General features: G+C 65.2%; 16 protein-coding genes and 1 tRNA gene. All 17 read right to left on the bottom strand.

The genetic code is table 11. The annotated features are described in order from the left end of the window. Positions 1-170: 170 nt before the first annotated feature. Positions 171-1,346 carry an elongation factor Tu gene (tuf, locus tag ACNKFW_RS04145; protein WP_024843763.1) on the bottom strand — a complete coding sequence of 392 codons (1,176 nt, stop codon included), beginning with the start codon at positions 1,344-1,346 and terminating at the stop codon, positions 171-173. A gap of 86 nt (positions 1,347-1,432) precedes the next feature. Further along, positions 1,433-3,556 carry an elongation factor G gene (gene fusA, locus ACNKFW_RS04140; protein ID WP_024845732.1) on the bottom strand — a complete coding sequence of 708 codons (2,124 nt, stop codon included), beginning with the start codon at positions 3,554-3,556 and terminating at the stop codon, positions 1,433-1,435. An 18-nt stretch (positions 3,557-3,574) separates the two neighbouring features. After that, a complete protein-coding gene (gene rpsG / locus ACNKFW_RS04135) occupies positions 3,575-4,045 on the bottom strand; it encodes a 30S ribosomal protein S7 (protein WP_011747098.1) in 471 nt (156 codons plus the stop codon). 12 nt (positions 4,046-4,057) lie between these two features. Continuing rightward, positions 4,058-4,429, bottom strand: coding sequence for a 30S ribosomal protein S12 (gene rpsL / locus ACNKFW_RS04130; RefSeq protein ID WP_010399029.1), 372 nt, complete (start codon positions 4,427-4,429; stop codon positions 4,058-4,060). 256 nt (positions 4,430-4,685) lie between these two features. Next, positions 4,686-5,507, bottom strand: a complete 822-nt coding sequence (locus ACNKFW_RS04125) for a putative rhamnosyl transferase (protein WP_024845733.1) — start codon at positions 5,505-5,507, stop codon at positions 4,686-4,688. Then, on the bottom strand, positions 5,507-6,448 hold the full coding sequence (locus tag ACNKFW_RS04120; RefSeq protein ID WP_147427690.1) for a DMT family transporter: 942 nt from the start codon (positions 6,446-6,448) through the stop codon (positions 5,507-5,509). The genes ACNKFW_RS04125 and ACNKFW_RS04120 overlap by 1 nt, the downstream gene beginning before the upstream one ends. Positions 6,449-6,608: 160 nt before the next feature. Next, the gene (locus ACNKFW_RS04115) at positions 6,609-6,884 is read right to left on the bottom strand and encodes a zinc ribbon domain-containing protein (RefSeq protein ID WP_024845735.1); all 276 of its coding nucleotides are present in this window, start codon (positions 6,882-6,884) and stop codon (positions 6,609-6,611) included. A gap of 236 nt (positions 6,885-7,120) precedes the next feature. Beyond that, on the bottom strand, positions 7,121-11,329 hold the full coding sequence (rpoC, locus tag ACNKFW_RS04110) for a DNA-directed RNA polymerase subunit beta' (RefSeq protein WP_024845736.1): 4,209 nt from the start codon (positions 11,327-11,329) through the stop codon (positions 7,121-7,123). A gap of 49 nt (positions 11,330-11,378) precedes the next feature. Beyond that, positions 11,379-15,527, bottom strand: a complete 4,149-nt coding sequence (gene rpoB / locus ACNKFW_RS04105; RefSeq protein WP_147427689.1) for a DNA-directed RNA polymerase subunit beta — start codon at positions 15,525-15,527, stop codon at positions 11,379-11,381. Positions 15,528-15,767: 240 nt separating this feature from the next. Beyond that, complete coding sequence (rplL, locus tag ACNKFW_RS04100) at positions 15,768-16,142, bottom strand: 50S ribosomal protein L7/L12 (protein WP_011747091.1); 375 nt, start codon at positions 16,140-16,142, stop codon at positions 15,768-15,770. Positions 16,143-16,209: 67 nt separating this feature from the next. After that, positions 16,210-16,725, bottom strand: a complete 516-nt coding sequence (gene rplJ, locus ACNKFW_RS04095) for a 50S ribosomal protein L10 (RefSeq protein ID WP_024845738.1) — start codon at positions 16,723-16,725, stop codon at positions 16,210-16,212. A gap of 257 nt (positions 16,726-16,982) precedes the next feature. Beyond that, positions 16,983-17,681, bottom strand: a complete 699-nt coding sequence (gene rplA / locus ACNKFW_RS04090) for a 50S ribosomal protein L1 (protein WP_024845739.1) — start codon at positions 17,679-17,681, stop codon at positions 16,983-16,985. Positions 17,682-17,684: 3 nt separating this feature from the next. Continuing rightward, positions 17,685-18,137: a 50S ribosomal protein L11 gene (gene rplK, locus ACNKFW_RS04085; RefSeq protein ID WP_024845740.1), complete on the bottom strand. Its 453-nt coding sequence runs from the start codon at positions 18,135-18,137 to the stop codon at positions 17,685-17,687. Positions 18,138-18,238: 101 nt separating this feature from the next. After that, the gene (gene nusG / locus ACNKFW_RS04080; RefSeq protein ID WP_024845741.1) at positions 18,239-18,778 is read right to left on the bottom strand and encodes a transcription termination/antitermination protein NusG; all 540 of its coding nucleotides are present in this window, start codon (positions 18,776-18,778) and stop codon (positions 18,239-18,241) included. 195 nt (positions 18,779-18,973) lie between these two features. Next, positions 18,974-19,168, bottom strand: a complete 195-nt coding sequence (gene secE, locus ACNKFW_RS04075) for a preprotein translocase subunit SecE (protein WP_024845742.1) — start codon at positions 19,166-19,168, stop codon at positions 18,974-18,976. Between the two features lie 79 nt (positions 19,169-19,247). Further along, a complete protein-coding gene (locus ACNKFW_RS04070) occupies positions 19,248-20,123 on the bottom strand; it encodes a hypothetical protein (protein ID WP_024845743.1) in 876 nt (291 codons plus the stop codon). Positions 20,124-20,172: 49 nt separating this feature from the next. After that, positions 20,173-20,248: transfer RNA gene (locus ACNKFW_RS04065), tRNA-Trp, on the bottom strand. Positions 20,249-20,287 lie beyond the last annotated feature (39 nt).

Genomic DNA, 20,287 nt, shown 5'->3' with positions numbered 1-20,287 from the left:
GCTTCTTTCTTGCCGAAATATCCCGGGGTCCGGGGCAGCGCCCCGGCTGCCGCGCCGCGGCAAGCAGAAAGGCCGCCCCCTGCGGAGCGGCCCCTCATCGCGATATCCCTCGCGGGATCACCCGATGATCCCGGGCGGGGCAGCGGCGCAGGGCCGCCGCCCCCGCCAGATCACTTCAGGATCTTCGACACCACGCCGGCGCCGACCGTGCGGCCGCCCTCGCGGATGGCGAAGCGCAGCTTCTCCTCCATCGCGATCGGCGCGATCAGCTCCACCGTGAACTTCAGGTTGTCGCCCGGCATCACCATCTCGGTGCCCTCGGGAAGCTTCACCGTCCCGGTCACGTCCGTCGTGCGGAAGTAGAACTGCGGACGGTAGTTCGCGAAGAACGGCGTGTGCCGGCCACCCTCTTCCTTGGTCAGGATATAGGCCTCGGCCTCGAACTCGGTATGCGGCGTCACCGAGCCGGGCTTGGCCAGAACCTGGCCGCGCTCGACGCCGTCGCGCTCGATGCCGCGCAGCAGCGCGCCGATGTTGTCGCCGGCTTCCCCGCGGTCCAGCAGCTTGCGGAACATCTCGACACCGGTGCAGGTCGTCTTCTTCGTCGGGCGGATGCCGACGATCTCGAGCTCGTCGCCCACGTTCACCGCGCCGCGCTCGACACGGCCGGTCACAACCGTGCCGCGGCCCGAGATCGAGAACACGTCCTCGATCGGCATCAGGAACGGCAGGTCAACCGCACGCTCGGGCGTCGGGATGTATTCGTCCACCGCCGCGATCAGCGCGCGGATCGAATCCTCGCCGATCTCCTTGTCGCGGCCTTCCAGCGCCGCCAGCGCCGAACCCTTGATGATCGGGATGTCGTCGCCGGGATAGTCGTAGGAGGACAGCAGCTCGCGCACTTCCATCTCGACCAGTTCCAGCAGTTCCGGATCGTCCACCTGGTCGACCTTGTTCAGGTAGACGACCATGTAGGGGATGCCGACCTGACGGCCCAGCAGGATGTGCTCGCGCGTCTGCGGCATCGGGCCGTCCGCCGCGTTCACCACCAGGATCGCGCCGTCCATCTGCGCGGCGCCCGTGATCATGTTCTTCACGTAGTCCGCGTGGCCGGGGCAGTCCACGTGGGCGTAGTGCCGGTTCTCCGATTCGTATTCCACATGCGCGGTCGAGATCGTGATGCCACGCGCACGCTCCTCGGGAGCGCCGTCGATCTGGTCATAGGCCTTGAATTCACCGAAATACTTGGTGATCGCAGCCGTCAGCGTCGTCTTGCCGTGGTCAACGTGACCGATCGTCCCGATGTTGACGTGCGGTTTCGTCCGTTCAAACTTTGCCTTTGCCATGGGCATGGCTCCTTATGTTGACGGTGCGTGCAACCACGCACCCTACGGGGTTGGTAGGGTGCGCGGTTGCCCACGCACCGCCGGGATTACGCGTATTTCTTCTGGATCTCGTCCGAGATGTTCTGCGGCACAGCCTCGTAATGGTCGAACTGCATCGTGAACACCGCGCGGCCCGAGGACATCGAGCGCAGATTGTTGATGTAGCCGAACATGTTGGCCAGCGGCACGAAGGCGTCGATGACGTTCGCATTGCCGCGCGAGTCCTGGCCGCGGACCATGCCGCGACGGCTGGTCAGGTCGCCGATGATCGAACCGGTATATTCCTCCGGCGTAACCACCTCGACGCGCATGATCGGCTCGAGCAGCTTGGCCCCCGCCTTCTTCAGCCCCTCGCGCATGGCGGCACGCGCCGCGATCTCGAAGGCCAGGACCGAGGAGTCGACGTCATGGAAGGCACCGTCGATCAGCGCCACCTTGAAGTCGATCACCGGGAAGCCGGCCAGCGGGCCCGAATCCATCACCGACTTGATGCCCTTCTCGACGCCCGGAATGTATTCCTTGGGCACGGCACCGCCGACGATGCGGCTTTCGAAGGAATAGCCCTCGCCCGGTTCGGTCGGCTGGATTTCCAGCTTGACGCGCGCGAACTGGCCGGTGCCGCCGGTCTGCTTCTTATGCGTATAGTCGATCTCGGCCGGCTGGCTGATCGTCTCGCGGTAAGCCACCTGCGGCGCGCCGATATTCGCCTCGACCTTGAACTCGCGCTTCATGCGGTCCACCAGGATGTCGAGGTGAAGTTCGCCCATGCCCTTCATGATGGTCTGACCCGATTCCAGATCGGTTTCGACGCGGAAGGACGGGTCTTCGGCGGCCAGGCGCTGCAGGGCCAGGCCCATCTTCTCCTGGTCGGCCTTGGACTTCGGCTCGACGGCGATCTCGATCACCGGCTCGGGGAAGGTCATGGTTTCCAGGACCACCGGCTTCGCGGGATCGCAAAGCGTGTCGCCCGTGGTGGTTTCCTTCAGCCCGGCCAGGGCGATGATGTCGCCGGCGAAAGCCTCGTCGATTTCCTCGCGGTTGATGGCATGCATGACCATCATCCGGCCGACGCGCTCGCGCTTGCCCTTGGTCGAGTTCAGCATCTGGTCGCCCTTCTTGAGCTGGCCAGAATAGATCCGCGTGAAGGTCAGCGAGCCGACGAAGGGGTCGTTCATGATCTTGAACGCCAGGGCCGAGAACGGGTCCGAATCCGAGGCGTGACGGGCGATGTTGCGCTCTTCCGTCTCGTCGCCCGGGGCAAAGCCCATATAGGCAGGCACGTCGGTCGGCGCCGGCAGGAAGTCCACCACGGCGTTCAGCAGCGGCTGCACACCCTTGTTCTTGAAGGCGGAACCGGCCATGACCGGGAAGAAGGACAGCGACAGCGTGCCCTTGCGGATCAGCTTGCGCAGCGTCGCCTCGTCGGGCTCGTTGCCTTCCAGATAGGCTTCCATCGCCTCGTCGTCCTGTTCGACGGCGAGTTCGATCATCTTGCCGCGCCATTCCTCGGCGACGTCCTGAAGCTCGTCGCGGATCGGCTGGCGAATCCAGGAGGCGCCCAGATCCTCGCCCCTCCAGACCCATTCTTCCATCTTGATCAGGTCGACGATGCCTTCCAGCTTGTCCTCGGCGCCGATCGGCAGGGCGATCGGGCAGGGGGTGCCGCCGGTGCGGTCCTTGATCATGGCGACGCATTTGAAGAAATCGGCGCCGATCTTGTCCATCTTGTTGACGAAGACGATCCGCGGAACCTTGTAGCGGTCGGCCTGGCGCCAGACGGTCTCGGTCTGCGGCTCGACGCCGGCATTGCCGTCCAGCAGGCAGATCGCGCCGTCCAGCACCGCCAGCGAACGCTCGACCTCGATGGTGAAGTCGACGTGGCCGGGGGTGTCGATGATGTTGAAGCGGCAACGCTCCTTGTCATCGGGGGTGAAGTCGGGATCCTCGTGGCGCTGCCAGAAGGTCGTGGTCGCCGCCGAGGTGATGGTGATGCCGCGCTCGGCTTCCTGCTCCATCCAGTCCATGGTGGACGCACCTTCGTGCGTCTCGCCCATCTTGTGGTTCTTGCCGGTATAGAACAGGATGCGCTCGGTCGTCGTGGTCTTGCCCGCGTCGATATGGGCCATGATCCCGAAGTTCCGGTAGCGCTCCAGCGGATATTCGCGTGCCATAAAGGGCCTTCCTTCCGGTTACCAGCGGTAGTGGCTGAACGCCTTGTTGGCGTCGGCCATCTTGTGCGTGTCCTCACGCTTCTTGACGGCGGTGCCGCGGCCGTTCACCGCGTCGGCCAGCTCGCCCGCGAGGCGCTCTTCCATGGTGTGCTCGTTGCGCTTTTTCGACGCGTCGATCAGCCAGCGGATCGCCAGGGCCTCGCGGCGCGAGGGACGGACCTCGACCGGGACCTGATAGGTGGCGCCGCCGACCCGGCGCGAGCGCACCTCGACCGAGGGCTTCACGTTGTCGAGGGCTTCGTGGAAGACTTCGATCGGCTCGCGCTTCAGCTTGCCCTGGACGCGGTCGAGGGCGTTGTAGACGATGCGTTCGGCAACCGATTTCTTGCCGTCGATCATCAGGTTGTTCATGAATTTGGTCAGCACGCGATCGCCATATTTGGCGTCGGGCAGGACTTCGCGCTTCTCAGCGGCGTGACGACGGGACATGTGCCTATCTCCTTACTTCGGACGCTTGGCGCCGTATTTCGAACGACGCTGACGACGATCCTTGACGCCCTGGGTATCCAGAACACCGCGCAGGATGTGGTAGCGGACACCCGGAAGGTCTTTCACCCGGCCGCCGCGGATCAGCACGACGCTGTGTTCCTGCAGGTTGTGCTTTTCGCCCGGGATGTAGGAGATCACCTCGAAGCCATTGGTCAGGCGGACCTTGGCCACCTTACGCATGGCCGAGTTCGGCTTTTTCGGCGTCGTGGTATAGACGCGCGTGCATACGCCCCGCTTCTGCGGGCAGGATTGCAGGTGCTGCGACTTCGAGCGCTGCACCTTGGGCTGCCGCGGTTTGCGGATCAGCTGTTGGATCGTCGGCATTCGGTTCCCCGTCTTGCTTTCGTCAATACTCGCAGCCACCGGCTGCGCCACTTCTCGACGGCGAATCACGCGCATCGTGAAACGCCACAACCCATCCTGTCCCCGAGACCGGGGAGGACGGGCTGAATTACCAGAGGATCGGGGCATTCGGCCCGGATCATGACCACAGAGGTTCTGGGCCCCGATCAGATTCCTGACGGGTGAAGGCGCGTATATGGGCAAACCGGGGGTGAGTCAACAACCCCGCCACCGCTCCTCACCCCTGCCACAGGCGCCGCGCGCCCTCGTCCAGTCCGGGCAGGTCGATGCGGAAACGGTCGGCCAGCAAGGCTGGCATCGCAGCCCCCTGCCCCTCGACCGGATAGCCGGCACCGACCGCGCCCGAGTCGTTGTCGCGATGCAGCATCCGCGCATACATCACCTTGCCGGGCAAGGTCACGCCGGGCATGGACATCGCCACCTTCCAATGCGGGAAATGCAGCGCGCAGCGCCCGGCATCGGGCGGCAGATAGATGGTCAGCGCCGCGCTGGCATTGTGGATCATCCGCAGTTCCGCGTCGATCCCGCCCGCGCCCGCGCGCAGCACCACCCCGCGGGAATAGTCGCAGGACAGCCGGCGCCTTTGCTGCCAGAGCGGCTGCATCGCCGCGAAATCGCGGCGCGCGTCGCGGATGTAATCCACCGCCACGGCATCGTCGTCGTCATGGCGGAAATGGCCGACGACATCCGCTCCCGCCTCGACATGGGGGGCGACGGCGACCATGCAGGCTTCGACATGCCGCTCCATCGGCGGGACCAGGGCCAGCCGCAGTTGCGGCATGATCCCGGCCAGCTCGCGCAGCCGCGACAGCCAGGGCTCGGGCAGGTCCGGCCCGGTCATCAGCACCAGGGTGAAATCCGGGTCGGTCTGGGCCAGCCAGCCGGGCAGCGCGACATGCTCGAACCAGAACCAGCGCCGCGCCAGCCGCGCGGGGTCATAGAGGAACGCCCGCCGCTGCTCCAGCGACTCGTGCATGACCTGGAAACCGCGCCCGCCGAGATAGGAAAACCGGCACAGGCCCAGCATCTGCACCCGCATCAGCCCCTCCCCTGCAACCGCCGCTCGCGCAGGATGGTATAGATCCCCGCCCCCACCACCAGCGCCGAGCCGGCCCAGGTCCACAGGTCCGGCCATTCACCGAAGATCGCCAGCCCCAGCACCACCGCCCAGACCAGCGAGGTATAGCGGAAGGGCGCGACGACCGAGATCTCGCCTACCCGCATGGTGGCGACGGCGGTGATATAGCCCACGGTCAGGAAGCCCGCCGCCATGGCCAGCAGCGCAAATTCGGCCAGGGTGGGAACGCGCCAGCTTTCCGTCCAGCCCAGCACGAAGCCCGACAGCATCACTGCCAGCGCCGCGTAAAAGGCGATGGCGGAGGAGCCGACCCCGACCGAGAAGGTCCGCGTCACCAGGTCGCGCAACACGATCAGCAGCATTGCCGCCAGCGCCACCGCCGACCACAGGTCGAAGGCGCCCGTGCCCGGCCGCAGGATCAGCAGCACGCCCAGAAAGCCGATGCCGACCGCCAGCAGCCGCCGCCAGCCAAGCCTTTCGTGAAAGAACAGCGCCGCCGCCAGCGTCACTGCCAGCGGCAGCGCCTGCATGATCGCCGAGATGTCGGCCAGCGCCATGCGCCGCAGCGCCAGCAGGTAGCACACCGTCGAGACCACGTCGGCCCCCGTGCGCAGCGCCAAGGGCCAGACATCGCCGCGCGGCACCTGCAGCCGGACGCCGCCCTGGGCCCGCGCGATCAGCACCATGGTCAGCAGCACCATGGCACCGCGGATGGCGATGGATTCGTAAAGCGGCAGGCTTTGCGTCACCGCCTTCATCAGCGCGTCATTGCAGATAAAGGCCGCCATGCTGAGCATCATCAGCGCCGAGCCGCGCAGGTTGTCGGCGGCGCTGGCGGAAAAGACCTGCGGCTCGGCGGGCGGCCGACCCTTTCGACCCGATGAAAGAAGCGGCGTGCGCATGGCGATTCCCGGCGGTTTTCCAATGCTTAGGAAAGCGCCGATGGAAAAGCCATAGCCTGTCAAGCGCGCCCGCAGCCGCTCGGCGGTTGCGCGGCCTTTTGGCCACGAAACGCCCGGTGCCGCGGCCGCGAACCTCTTGCCGGCCCAAGGGAATCCGCGCTCAGGCGTTGCGCCTGTACCACTGCTTTTTCCAGCCCGATCGGAAGATCAGATAGCCGACCAGAACAAGGACGCCGCCGATACCGCCATTCCTGAGCGCCCAGGAGAAGTTGGAGGTCAAGGCCAGCAAGGCGTCCAGCAGCATGGCCATGCCGAAAACCAACGCCGCCCCGCCGATGATGATCGGCCGCAGGCTGCGCCGCAGATTGGCCCCGCAGCCGGCGCAAACCGTAAAACCTTCCTTAACCTCCGAGCCGCAATGCCCACACAGCTGCATGGATGTACCTCCTCGACAATCGTTACTCTGGCGTTACCCCGGCCGGCCGAGGCCCGGAAACACAAGGGGCATCGGCAGGGCGGCAGGCCGTTCACCGCCTGAAAGCGCATCAGGCAACCTTCGGCGGATGATGACCACGCGATGCAATCCCAGATTGCCGGAACAGAGGCAAGCCCGCCGACAGCGAAAAGGCCCGGCATTGCTGCCGGGCCTTTCCCGTTTCCTTCCGTGGGCGATCAGTCCTCGCCGCCGACCTCGGCCGGGCTGTCCTCTGGCGCGATCAGCGCGGCGGCGGCTTCCGCCTCGGCCCGGCGCGCCTCGATCACCTCGTGGTCGCGATCGCTGGCGATGCGGCGCACGCGGGCCGTGGCCCCGCCGGTGCCGGCCGGGATCAGCCGGCCGACGATCACGTTCTCCTTGAGGCCGACCAGCTTGTCGCGCTTGCCCTGGACGGCGGCCTCGGTCAGCACGCGGGTCGTCTCCTGGAACGAGGCGGCCGAGATGAAGCTGCGGGTCTGCAGCGAGGCCTTGGTGATGCCCAAGAGCACCGGCTCGCCGGTGGCCGGACGGCCGCCCTTGGCTTCGATCTTGGCGTTCTCCTCCTCGAACTCGTCGCGGTCGACATGCTCGCCCTTCAGCAGCGTGGTGTCGCCGCTGTCGAGGATCTCGATCTTCTGCAGCATCTGGCGGACGATCACCTCGATGTGCTTGTCGTTGATCTTCACGCCTTGCAGCCGGTAGACGTCCTGCACCTCGTCGATCAGGTAATCGGCCAGGGCCTCGATCCCCATGATGCGCAGGATGTCATGCGGCGCCGGGTTGCCGTCCATGATGTAGTCGCCCTTCTGCACGAAGTCGCCTTCCTGCACCGGGATGTGCTTGCCTTTCGGCACCATGTATTCGACCGGCTCCAGCGTGTCGTCGGCGGGCTGGATGGCGATACGGCGCTTGTTCTTGTAGTCCTTGCCGAAGCGCACATAGCCGTCCAGTTCGGCGATGATCGCGTGATCCTTGGGACGACGGGCCTCGAACAGTTCCGCCACGCGGGGCAGACCCCCGGTGATGTCCTTGGTCTTGGCGCCTTCGCGCGGGATACGCGCCACCACGTCGCCGGCGCGGATCTCTTGGCCTTCCTCGACCGAGAGGATCGCCTCGACCGACATCGGATAGGTGACCGGGTTGCCCTGTTCGTTGCGCACCGGCTCGCCATCCTGGTCGACGATGATGATCTCGGGCTTCAGCTCGTTGCCCTTGGGGGCCGAGCGCCAGTCCGTCACGATCTTCTGCGTCATGCCCGTCGCGTCGTCGGTCTCGTCCCGGACCGAAAGGCCGGTAATGAGGTCGACATATTTCGCGATACCGGCCTTCTCGGCGATGATCGGCAGGGTATAGGGATCCCATTCGAACATCTTCTGGCCGCGCGCCACGGCATCGCCCTCGCGCACGAACAGCTTGCTGCCGTAGAACAGCTTGTGGCTGGCCAGCGTCTCGCCCGTCGCCGACTTGATGTGCAGCTGCATGTTGCGGTTCATCACGATCAGCTCGCCATTGGCGTTTTCCAGCGTGCTTTCGTTCTCGAAAGCCACCGTGCCCTCCTGCGCCGCGGCGATGAAGGACTGCTGGCCGCCCTGGGCGATGCCGCCGATGTGGAAGGTCCGCATCGTCAGCTGCGTGCCCGGCTCGCCGATGGACTGCGCGGCGATGATGCCGACCGCCTCGCCGATATTGACCAGCGTGCCGCGGGCCAGGTCGCGGCCATAGCAGAGCGCGCAGACACCGTCGTCCGACTCGCAGGTCAGGGCCGAGCGGATGCGCACGTTCTGCACGCCCGCGCCCTCGATCTCGTCGGCCTTGCGCTCGTCGATCAGCTCGTTCTTGCGCACGATGACCACGTCCTCGCCCGGCACCAGCACGTCCTCGGCCGCGACGCGGCCCAGCACGCGCTCGGAAAGCGGGCTGACCACCTCGCCGTCGTTGACCGCCGCCGAGGCGGTGATCGCCCGGTCGGTGCCGCAGTCATGCTCGCGGATGATGCAGTCCTGCGCCACGTCCACCAGGCGGCGGGTCAGGTAGCCCGAGTTCGCCGTCTTGAGCGCGGTGTCCGACAGACCCTTGCGCGCGCCGTGGGTCGAGTTGAAGTATTCAAGAACGGTCAGACCTTCCTTGAAGTTCGAGATGATCGGCGTCTCGATGATCTCGCCGTTCGGCTTGGCCATCAACCCGCGCATGCCGCCCAGCTGCTTCATCTGGCTGACCGAGCCCCGCGCGCCCGAATGCGCCATCATGTAGACCGAGTTCGGCTCCAGCTCGGCGCCGTTCTCGTCCTTCTTGGTGGCCGAGATGGTCTTCATCATGGCGTCGGTGACGCGGTCGTTGCATTTCGACCAGGCGTCGACGACCTTGTTGTATTTCTCGCCCTGGGTGATCAGCCCGTCCAGGTATTGCTGCTCGAACTGCTTCACCTGGTCCTGGGTTTCCTCGACCAGGTCCCATTTCGTCGGCGGAACGACCATGTCGTCCTTGCCGAAGGAGATGCCGGCGCGGAACGCCTCGCGGAAGCCCAGGCCCATGATCTGGTCGCAGAAGATCACCGATTCCTTCTGGCCGCAGTAGCGGTAGACGGTGTCGATGACGTTCTGGATATCCTTCTTGCGCAGCAGGCGGTTCACCAGCTCGAAGGGCGCCTTGGCGTTCTTGGGCAAGAGCGCGCCCAGCCGGATCCGGCCCGGCGTGGTCTCGAAACGCTTGATGACCTCGTTGCCGTTCTCGTCGATCTGCGGCAGGCGGGCGGTGATGCGGGCATGCAGATGCACCGCGCCGGAAGCCAGCGCGTGCTCCACCTCTTCGAGGTTGGCAAAGACCATGCCTTCGCCCTTCATGCCCTCGCGCTCCATGGTCGTGTAATAGAGACCAAGGACCATGTCCTGCGACGGCACGATGATCGGCGCGCCGTTGGCGGGCGACAGCACGTTGTTCGTGGACATCATCAGCACGCGCGCCTCAAGCTGGGCTTCCAGCGAGAGCGGGACGTGGACGGCCATCTGGTCGCCGTCGAAGTCGGCGTTGAAGGCCGAGCAGACCAGCGGATGCAGCTGGATCGCCTTGCCCTCGATCAGGATCGGCTCGAAGGCCTGGATGCCCAGGCGGTGCAGCGTCGGCGCGCGGTTCAGCAGCACCGGATGCTCGCGGATCACCTCGTCCAGGATGTCCCAGACCTCGGGGCGTTCCTTCTCGACCAGCTTCTTCGCCTGCTTGACGGTGGACGAAAGCCCCTTCGCCTCAAGCCGCGAATAGATGAAGGGCTTGAACAGCTCGAGCGCCATTTTCTTCGGCAACCCGCACTGATGCAGCTTCAGCTCGGGACCGGTCACGATCACCGAACGGCCCGAGAAGTCCACGCGCTTGCCCAGCAGGTTCTGGCGGAACCGGCCCTGCTTGCCCTTCAGCATGTCCGACAGCGATTTCAGCGGCCGCTTGTTGTTGCCGGTGATGACGCGGCCGCGGCGGCCGTTGTCGAACAGCGCATCGACCGACTCTTGCAGCATCCGCTTTTCGTTACGGACGATGATGTCGGGCGCGCGCAGCTCGATCAGCCGCTTCAGGCGGTTGTTGCGGTTGATGACGCGACGATAGAGGTCGTTCAGGTCCGAGGTCGCGAAGCGGCCGCCGTCCAGCGGCACCAGCGGACGCAGTTCCGGCGGAATGACCGGGATCACGGTCAGCACCATCCATTCGGGACGGTTGCCCGATTCCAGGAAGCTCTCGACGATCTTCAGACGCTTGATGATCTTCTTCGGCTTCAGCTCGCCGGTCGCCTCTTTCAGCTCCTCGCGCAGCTGTTCGGCGGTGGCGGCCAGATCGATATTGGCCAGCATCTCGCGGATCGCCTCGGCGCCGATATTGGCGGTGAAGGCGTCGGCGCCATACTGGTCCTGCGCGTCCAGGAACTCCTCCTCGGTCAGCAGCTGACCATAGGACAGGTCGGTCAGACCCGGCTCGATGACGACGTAGTTCTCGAAATACAGGATGCGCTCAAGATCGCGCAGCGTCATGTCCAGCATCAGGCCGATGCGCGAGGGCAGCGACTTCAGGAACCAGATATGCGCGACCGGAGCGGCCAGTTCGATATGGCCCATGCGCTCGCGCCGGACCTTCTGCAGCGTCACCTCGACGCCGCATTTCTCGCAGACCAGGCCGCGATACTTCATGCGCTTGTATTTGCCGCAGAGGCATTCGTAATCCTTGATCGGACCGAAGATGCGCGCGCAGAACAGACCGTCACGCTCGGGCTTGAACGTGCGGTAGTTGATGGTCTCGGGCTTCTTCACCTCGCCATAGGACCAGGCGAGGATTTCCTCGGGCGAGGCCAGCGAGATCTTGATTTCGTCGAACTGCCGCGGCGCAGCCAGCGGGTTCAGGGGGTTGGTGGCAAGTTCCTGGTTCATTTTCAAATCCTAATGAGGGGCGCGGTGGGGGAGATGAGGGGTCGCCCCCTCACTCCTCGTCCTCCGCATCCAGGAGTTCCATGTTGAGGCCCAGACCCCGGACCTCCTTGACCAGCACGTTGAACGATTCCGGCACGCCGGCCTCGAAATTGTCCTCGCCCTTGACGATGCTCTCATAGACCTTGGTCCGGCCGGCCACGTCATCCGACTTGACCGTCAGCATCTCCTGCAGGGTATAGGCGGCGCCGTAAGCCTCAAGGGCCCAGACCTCCATCTCACCCAGACGCTGGCCGCCGAACTGCGCCTTGCCGCCCAGCGGTTGCTGCGTGACAAGCGAGTAAGGCCCGGTCGAACGCGCGTGCATCTTGTCGTCGACAAGGTGGTGCAGCTTCAGGACGTATTTCATCCCGACCGTGACCGGACGCGCGAACTGCTCGCCGGTGCGGCCGTCGAAGACGATGGACTGGCCCGAGGTGTCGAAACCCGCACGGCGCAGCGCGTCGTTCACATCCGCCTCTTTCGCGCCGTCGAAGACCGGCGTGGCGATGGGAACGCCGCCGCGCACCGCATCGGCATGCTCCAGCAGGGTCTCGTCATCCATGCCCTCGAAGGTCTCGGCATAGAAATCGTCGCCATAGCCGTTCCGCATCGCCTCGCGCACCGGGGACATGTCGCCGTTGCGGCGATAATCCTGCAGAGCCTCGTCGATCTTGATGCCCAGCCCGCGCGAGGCCCAGCCCATATGCGTCTCCAGGATCTGCCCGACGTTCATCCGCGAGGGCACGCCCAGCGGGTTCAGCACCAGGTCGACCGGGGTGCCATCGGACAGGAAGGGCATGTCCTCGATCGGCACGACCTTGGAGACGACGCCCTTGTTGCCGTGACGGCCGGCCATCTTGTCGCCCGCCTGCAGCTTGCGCTTCACCGCGACGAAAACCTTGACCATCTTCATCACGCCCGGAGGCAGGTCGTCGCCCTGGCGCACCTTTTCGACCTTGTCGTCGAAACGGTTGTCCAAGGCCCGCTTCTGCGCGTCGAATTGCTGGTTCAGCGCCTCGACTTCCTTGGCGGTATCCTCGTCGGCGACGGCAAGCTGCCACCACTGGCCGCGGCTCAGCTGGCCCAGCAGATCCTCGTCCACCACGGCGCCGGCGCGGATGCCTTTCGGCCCCTTGACGACTTCCTTGCCCATGATAAGCGATTTCAGGCGCGCATAGATATTGCGCTCCAGGATCGCCAGCTCGTCGTCGCGGTCGCGGGCCAGGCGCTCGACTTCCTCGCGCTCGATCTGCAGCGCGCGCTCGTCCTTGTCGACGCCGTGGCGGTTGAACACCCGGACCTCGACGATGGTGCCGTAAGCCCCCGGCGGCAGGCGCAGCGAGGTGTCGCGCACGTCGCTGGCCTTTTCGCCGAAGATGGCGCGCAGCAGTTTCTCTTCCGGCGTCATCGGCGATTCACCCTTGGGGGTGATCTTGCCGACCAGGATGTCACCCGGACCCACTTCGGCGCCGATATAGACGATGCCGGCCTCGTCGAGGTTGCGCAGCGCCTCCTCGCCGACATTCGGGATGTCGCGGGTGATCTCCTCGGGGCCCAGCTTGGTGTCGCGGGCCGCCACCTCGTATTCGTCGATATGGATCGAGGTGAACACGTCGTCGCGGTGGATCCGCTCCGAGATCAGGATCGAGTCCTCGTAGTTGTAGCCGTTCCAGGGCATGAAGGCCACGACCACATTGCGGCCGATCGCCAGCTCGCCCTGATCGGTCGAGGGACCGTCGGCCACGACCTGGCCCTTGACCACCCTGTCGCCCACCTTGACCAGCGGGCGCTGGTTGATGGTCGAGGACTGGTTGGACCGCTTGAACTTGCGCAGGCGATAGATGTCCACGCCCGCGTCGCCGGCGCCCAGATCCTCGGTCGCGCGGATAACGATACGCTGCGCATCGACCTGGTCGATGATGCCGCCCCGGCGCGCCATGATCGCAGCGCCGGAATCGCGCGCCACGGTCGCTTCCATGCCGGTGCCGACGAAGGGCGCCTCGGCCCGCAGCAGCGGAACCGCCTGACGCTGCATGTTCGAGCCCATCAGCGCGCGGTTGGCGTCGTCGTTTTCAAGGAAGGGGATCAGCGCCGCGGCAACCGAAACCAGCTGTTTCGGCGACACGTCGATCAGGTCCACGGCCTCGACCGGGTTCAGCATGAAGTCGCCGGCCTGGCGGGTCGAGACCAGCTCGTCCACGAACTTGCCGTCTGCGTCCAGCGTCGCATTGGCCTGGGCGATGGTGTGGCGCATCTCCTCGGTCGCGGACATGTAGACCACCTCGTCGGTGACCTTGCCCTCGACCACCTTGCGATAGGGGGTCTCGATGAAGCCGTATTTGTTCACGCGGGCAAAGGTCGCCAGGCTGTTGATCAGGCCGATGTTCTGGCCTTCCGGCGTCTCGATCGGGCACATCCGGCCGTAATGGGTCGGGTGAACGTCGCGCACCTCGAAGCCGGCGCGCTCGCGGGTCAGACCGCCCGGACCAAGCGCCGAAAGGCGCCGCTTGTGAGTGACTTCCGACAGCGGGTTGGTCTGGTCCATGAACTGCGACAGCTGCGACGAGCCGAAGAACTCGCGCACCGCGGCCGCGGCCGGCTTGGCGTTGATCAGGTCCTGCGGCATCACGGTGTCGATCTCGACGCCCGACATGCGCTCGCGGATCGCGCGTTCCATGCGCAGCAGGCCGATGCGATACTGGTTCTCCATCAGCTCGCCGACCGAGCGCACCCGGCGGTTGCCGAGGTGGTCGATGTCGTCGATCTCGCCCTTGCCGTCGCGCAGTTCCACCAGCCCGCGGATACAGGCGATGATGTCCTCCTTGCGCAGGGTGCGCTGGGTGTCCGGCGCATCCAGGTCAAGGCGCATGTTCATCTTGACCCGGCCCACGGCGGACAGGTCATAGCGTTCGCTGTCGAAGAACAGGCTGCCGAACAGCGCCGAGGCGGCCTCGACGGTCGGCGGCTCGCCCGGGCGCATGACGCGATAGATGTCCATCAGCGCGCCTTCGCGGCTCATGTTCTTGTCCGCCGCCATGGTGTTGCGGATATAGGGGCCGACATTGACATGGTCGATGTCGAGGACCGGGATGTCCTCGATGCCGTTGTCCAGCAGCACCTTCAGCAGCCCGCCCGAGATCTCGCCGTCGCGGTCGTATTCGACGGTGATCTCGTCGCCGGCCTCGGCATAGATCAGGCCGGTCTGCTCGTTGATGATGTCTTTCGCGACAAAGCGGCCGATGATCTTCTCGAAGGGCAGCAGCAGGTTCACGTCGCCTTGTTCAAGCAGCTGCTTGACCAGCCGCGGCGTCACCTTGTCGCCGGCCTTGGTGATGATCTCGCCGGTCTCGGCGTTCACCAGGTCATAGGTCGGACGGGTGCCGCGCACCCGCTCGGGGAAGAATTTCGTGACCCAGCCCGCGGCCTGCCCCTTGCCGGCGCGCTGCAGCTTGTAGTCCACGGTGTTGTAGAAGGCATCCATGATGCCCTCCTGGTCCATGCCGAGGGCATAGAGCAGCGTCGTCACCGGCAGCTTGCGGCGGCGGTCGATGCGCGCGAAGACCAGATCCTTGGCGTCGAACTCGAAATCCAGCCACGAACCGCGATAGGGAATGATGCGGCAGGCGAACAGCAGCTTGCCCGAGGAATGGGTCTTGCCGCGGTCATGGTCGAAGAACACGCCGGGCGAGCGGTGCATCTGCGACACCACGACGCGCTCGGTCCCGTTCACGATGAACGTCCCGTTCTGCGTCATCAGCGGCATGTCGCCCATGTAGACATCCTGTTCCTTGATGTCCTTGACCGATTTGGCGCCGGTCGCCTCGTCGACATCGAACACGATCAGGCGCAGCGTCACCTTCAGCGGCGCGGCGTAGGTCATGTCGCGGCTCTGGCACTCGTCCACGTCGTATTTCGGCTTTTCCAGCTCGTATTTCACGAATTCCAGCGTCGCCGTCTCGTTGAAGTCCTTGATCGGGAACACCGACTGGAAGACGCCCTGGATGCCTTCGCCGTCCTGATGGCCTTCGCCCTCGCCCGAGCGCAGGAACAGGTCATAGGAAGATTTCTGAACCTCGATCAGGTTCGGCATCTCCAGAACTTCGCGGATATTGCCATAGTAACGCCGGATGCGTTTCTGGCCGACATAAGCTTGCGCCATAGAGGGTCTTACCTTTCGTCTTTCGCTTGCACCGGCCGTCGGGGCCCGACCGGCGCAAGGCGGCGAATGAGGGGCGGGGTTCCATTCGTGCCGCGCGTCCCACCGCGCAGCTCCCGAACCCCGAACATGCCCTGAAGGAAGGTCTGCTCGCGAAACCGTCCTTCAAGACAGGTTCGGCAGGGACCGGGAAACCCCGGACCCTGCCCAATTCTTCCGAAATCAACCGGCCGAAACGGCCAATTACTTCAGCTCGACCTTGGCGCCAGCCGCTTCGAGCTTCTTCTTCATTTCTTCGGCATCGGCTTTCGAGGCACCCTCTTTCACCTTGCCGCCGGCTTCGACCAGATCCTTGGCTTCTTTCAGGCCCAGGCCGGTGATGCCGCGCACTTCCTTGATCACGTTGATCTTGTTGGCGCCGGCGTCCACCAGGACGACGTCGAATTCGGTTTTTTCTTCGGCGGCTTCAGCCGGGCCAGCGGCCGGGCCGGCAACCATCACGGCGCCGCCGGCGGCGGGCTCGATGCCGTATTCGTCTTTCAGGATGTTCTTCAGTTCCTGGGCTTCCAGCAGGGTCAGGCCCACGATTTCTTCGGCGAGTTTCTTCAGATCAGCCATTTTTCCGTTCTTTCCATTAAGTGTTCCAACGTCGGGGTTTCAACCCCACGACGGAATGGGGATTGCCTCAGGCGGCCTCGCGCTCTTCCAGAGTCGAGAGGATGCCCGCGATGTTGCTGGCAGGTGCGCCGATCGCGCCCGCGATGTTGGAAGCAGGGGCACCGATGCAGGCCACGATCGAAGCGATAAGCTCCTCGCGCGACGGCATCTGGGCCACGGCCTTCACACCGGCCGGGTCAAGCGCCGTGTCGCCCATCGCACCGCCCAGGATCACGAACTTGTCGTTCCCCTTGGCGTATTTATCCGCGACCTTGGCGGCAGCCACCGGGTCTTCGGAATAGGCGAGCACGGTCATACCCGTCAGATAGTCGGCGATGCTTGCGCAAGGCTTCCCATCCAGGGCGATCTTGGCGAGCCTGTTCTTGGCAACGCGAACGGACCCGCCGGCTTCGCGCATCTGCGCGCGCAGGTCCTGCATCTGGGCAACCGTCATTCCCTCGTAGCGGGCAACCACCACGACGCCAGAGGCTTCAAAGATCTGGCCGAGTTCTTCGACCACCTGTTCTTTTTGCGCTCTATCCACGGTTTCACTCCAAGTTGGGGGTTTCCCCCCGGCTCTCACTTTCCAGCCGCCCGAACAGCGACCGGATGGGTCCGTGACGGTCCCAAGATCCCCCGAAGAAACCTTCGGAAAATGGTCTTGATCCCATCTCAGGAAGGACGATTAAGCCGGCCAGATAGCGTATCGGGTCGGCACCCTCCGTCTCGGACAGGACGGGGCATCGCTGCCCCGCCATTCGCCGGACCCTGTTGCAGGGTGCCGGCGAAATTCTTGCGCGCTTACTGCGCGACCGCCGAAGACAGGTCCAGCGACACGCCCGGACCCATGGTCGAGCTGATCGAGACCTTCTTGACATAGGTACCCTTGGCGCCCGACGGCTTGGCCCGGTTCACCGCATCCACGAAGGCGCGGATGTTCTCGGCCAGCTTCTCGGCATCGAACGAGGCCTTGCCGACACCGGCATGGACCACGCCCGCCTTCTCGGCCTTGAACTGGACCTCGCCGCCCTTGGCGGCCTCGACGGCGGCCTTCACGTCCATCGTCACCGTGCCGACCTTGGGGTTCGGCATCAGGTTGCGCGGACCCAGGATCTTGCCCAGACGGCCGACCAGCGGCATCATGTCCGGCGTGGCGATGCAGCGATCGAACTCGATCTTGCCCGACTGGATCGTCTCCATCAGGTCTTCCGCACCGACGATCTCGGCGCCGGCGGCCTTCGCCTCGTCAGCCTTGGGGCCGCGGGCGAAGACGGCGACGCGCACATCCTTGCCGGTGCCGTTGGGCAGGGTCACGACGCCGCGGACCATCTGGTCGGCGTGGCGGGGATCGACGCCCAGGTTCATCGCGATCTCGACGGTCTCGTCGAATTTCGCGCTGGCGTTCTCCTTGACCAGCTTGACGGCTTCCTCGACGGGAAGATTCGCCTTGCCGGCAAAGGCGGCGCGGGCGGCGGCTTGCTTTTTCGACAGTTTAGCCATGGCTTAGCCTTTCACCTCGATGCCGATCGAACGCGCCGAGCCCAGGATGATCTGCATCGCGGCCTCGATGTCGTTGGCGGACAGATCCTTCATCTTGGCTTCGGCGATCTCGCGGACCTGCTTGGCGGTCACGGTGCCGGCGACCTGGCGGCCGGGCTTTTCCGAACCCTTGGCGCGGTTGCGCTTGCCGACCGGCTTCAGGCCGGCGGCCTTCTTCAGCAGGAACGAGGCCGGGGGCGTCTTGGTCTCGAAGGTGAAGGACTTGTCGGCGTAATAGGTGATCACGACCGGAACAGGGGCGCCCTGCTCCATCTCCTGCGTCTTGGCGTTGAACGCCTTGCAGAATTCCATGATGTTGATGCCGCGCTGACCCAGGGCCGGGCCGACGGGCGGGGACGGGTTCGCCTGACCCGCCTTGATTTGCAGCTTGAGGCTGCCGACAACTTTCTTGGCCATCTGGCCCTCTCCTTATCATCACGCCCCGCCCGTTATTGGACCGATGGGGCCGACTTAGCGGTACGGCTGCGCCCCGAAGGGCCGGCGCCTCCCGCAGACGATCACGCGGTCTTGGCGACCTGCGTGAATTCCAGTTCCACCGGCGTCGGGCGGCCAAAGATGGACACCGTGACCTTGATGCGGTTCGCGGCCTCGTCCACTTCCTCGACCATGCCCGAGAAGCCCTCGAAGGGCCCGTCGGTCACGTTCACCTTTTCGCCCACATCGAACCGGATCAGGTTGCGCGGCGCGACCTCGGCCCCGCCCTCGCCGGTGCGATGCAGGATCGCGTTGACCTCGTCGTCGCGCATCGGCATCGGCTTGCCCTGGGCACCCAGGAAACCGGTCACGCGGTTGATCGAGTTCACCAGGTGATAGGTCTTGTCCGACAGTTCCATGCGCACCAGCACATAGCCGGGCATGAAGCGGCGCTCGGAGGTGACCTTCTTGCCGCGGCGGATCTCGATCACTTCCTCGGTCGGGACCAGCACCTCGTCGATCTCGTCTTCCAGGCCCTTTTCGACAACGGCCTGGCGAATCGCCTCGGCGACCTTCTTTTCAAAGTTCGACAGGACGCTGACCGAATACCAACGCTTTGCCATGTCTCGATCGACCCCTGTTTCCTTCCGGGCAGGCCAAGGCCAACCCATTGAATTCCTTACCCGCCCCGACCCACCCTTGGGCACATGCCGCAGGCGCCGGCCAAATTGAAATCGGCGCGCACGACCGAATCGATGCACGCCGTATCACGGGCAGGTCGGGCGGACATAACGCCCCCTGCCCCTCAATGCAAGCCCTCAGCTGCCGACCAGGTTGATCACGACCGAAAGCCCGGTCTTGATCAGCAGGTCCACGAGGAAGAAGAAGATCGAGGCCAGCGTCGCCATGATGAAGACCATGATCGTGGTCGTCACCACCTCGCGGCGCGTGGGCCAGGTGATCTTGCCAAGCTCGGCACGGACCTGGCTGATGAACTGGACGGGATTGGCCATGGATTTTCCTTCGGTCTTGCAGCGGGTCAGATAGCCTGCACCGGCCGGCATTTCAAGCGCCGATCTGAGCGGGGGGCGATCACGGCTCCAGGAACTCGACCCCCGGCATGGCGCGCAGGGCGGCGATGTCCTGCGCATAGTTCCAGGCCGAACGGGCATGGGTCTCGTCATCCAGCAGGCGCAGCCGGGCATGGCCCGAGGCGGGCTGGAAACGCTCGCGCGCGCGCCGCGCCAGGATCCGCTGGTCGATGCCGTCGCCCGAGGCGGCGCGGCGCAGCAGCCAGTCGTAGCCGGCCTGGGTCAGGCTGACATTGGCGGGCGGCGGGTCGGGCACCTCGGCCGCAAGGCCGGCGGGCAGCAGCCGTTCAAGCAGCCGCGGGCGTAGCGCCGGATAATCCTCGTAGCGCCACAGCACGATGCGCGAGACCCCCTCGACCGCCGCCAACCGTCCGACCAGCCCCGCCCAGGCCGAGCGCGCCGGGTCGCGGCCGCCCAGATAGGAATGGATGTCGATCTCCTTGCCGCCGGCAACCTGGAGCGCGAAGGCCGAGACGTTGAAGGAGGCGGGGTCGCGCAGCGACAGATACACCACCGCAGGCCCGCCGCCCGCCAGGGCGATGACATGCCGCAGCCGCTGCGCCGCGCGGGGATAGATCTCGCCGCGCCGGGAAAACAGCCGGCTGCGATGGGTCATGCCCAGGATGTTTTCTTCCGAGATCAGCAGATCGCGGCAGCCCTGCCGCATGTCCAGCAGCATCCGCCGGGCGGAGTCCTGGTCCCGCCCGCCGATGCCCTGAGCCAGGACGGCAGAAAGCGACAGCGGCTGACCGCGCAGCATGGCCGGATCGACATAGGCCAGCCCGGCGCCAAGCAGCCGGTCGCGCACCTGGCGCAGGGAAAATTGCAGATGGGTCGAGGCGGTCTTGTGCGCCCCCAGATGTATGCTCAGCGCCATGGGATCTCGGCAGGGATCGGAAGGCACGCGGCTTGACACGGGAAGCGGCTGGCAGGGGCAGAGGGACTCGAACCCCCGACCCTCGGTTTTGGAGACCGATGCTCTACCAACTGAGCTATACCCCTAGGCCGCGCTGCTGATTACGGCAGGTCCGGGCGGGGTTC

It is taken from the genome of Paracoccus sp. TD-10 (assembly GCF_048270675.1).
Lineage (GTDB): Bacteria > Pseudomonadota > Alphaproteobacteria > Rhodobacterales > Rhodobacteraceae > Paracoccus > Paracoccus pantotrophus.
This window is presented reverse-complemented; position numbering and strand designations above follow the sequence as displayed.

Excerpts from the sequence above, each read along its gene's own strand:
- tuf (WP_024843763.1), bottom strand. The coding sequence starts at position 1,346 with ATGGCAAAGGCAAAGTTTGAACGGACGAAACCGCACGTCAACATCGGG.
- fusA (WP_024845732.1), bottom strand. The coding sequence starts at position 3,556 with ATGGCACGCGAATATCCGCTGGAGCGCTACCGGAACTTCGGGATCATG.
- rplL (WP_011747091.1), bottom strand. The coding sequence starts at position 16,142 with ATGGCTGATCTGAAGAAACTCGCCGAAGAAATCGTGGGCCTGACCCTG.
- ACNKFW_RS04070 (WP_024845743.1), bottom strand. The coding sequence starts at position 20,123 with ATGGCGCTGAGCATACATCTGGGGGCGCACAAGACCGCCTCGACCCAT.
- ACNKFW_RS04125 (WP_024845733.1), bottom strand. The coding sequence starts at position 5,507 with ATGCGGGTGCAGATGCTGGGCCTGTGCCGGTTTTCCTATCTCGGCGGG.
- nusG (WP_024845741.1), bottom strand. The coding sequence starts at position 18,778 with ATGGCAAAGCGTTGGTATTCGGTCAGCGTCCTGTCGAACTTTGAAAAG.
- rplK (WP_024845740.1), bottom strand. The coding sequence starts at position 18,137 with ATGGCCAAGAAAGTTGTCGGCAGCCTCAAGCTGCAAATCAAGGCGGGT.
- secE (WP_024845742.1), bottom strand. The coding sequence starts at position 19,168 with ATGGCCAATCCCGTCCAGTTCATCAGCCAGGTCCGTGCCGAGCTTGGC.
- rpoB (WP_147427689.1), bottom strand. The coding sequence starts at position 15,527 with ATGGCGCAAGCTTATGTCGGCCAGAAACGCATCCGGCGTTACTATGGC.
- ACNKFW_RS04120 (WP_147427690.1), bottom strand. The coding sequence starts at position 6,448 with ATGCGCACGCCGCTTCTTTCATCGGGTCGAAAGGGTCGGCCGCCCGCC.
- rpoC (WP_024845736.1), bottom strand. The coding sequence starts at position 11,329 with ATGAACCAGGAACTTGCCACCAACCCCCTGAACCCGCTGGCTGCGCCG.
- rpsG (WP_011747098.1), bottom strand. The coding sequence starts at position 4,045 with ATGTCCCGTCGTCACGCCGCTGAGAAGCGCGAAGTCCTGCCCGACGCC.
- rplA (WP_024845739.1), bottom strand. The coding sequence starts at position 17,681 with ATGGCTAAACTGTCGAAAAAGCAAGCCGCCGCCCGCGCCGCCTTTGCC.
- rpsL (WP_010399029.1), bottom strand. The coding sequence starts at position 4,429 with ATGCCGACGATCCAACAGCTGATCCGCAAACCGCGGCAGCCCAAGGTG.
- ACNKFW_RS04115 (WP_024845735.1), bottom strand. The coding sequence starts at position 6,884 with ATGCAGCTGTGTGGGCATTGCGGCTCGGAGGTTAAGGAAGGTTTTACG.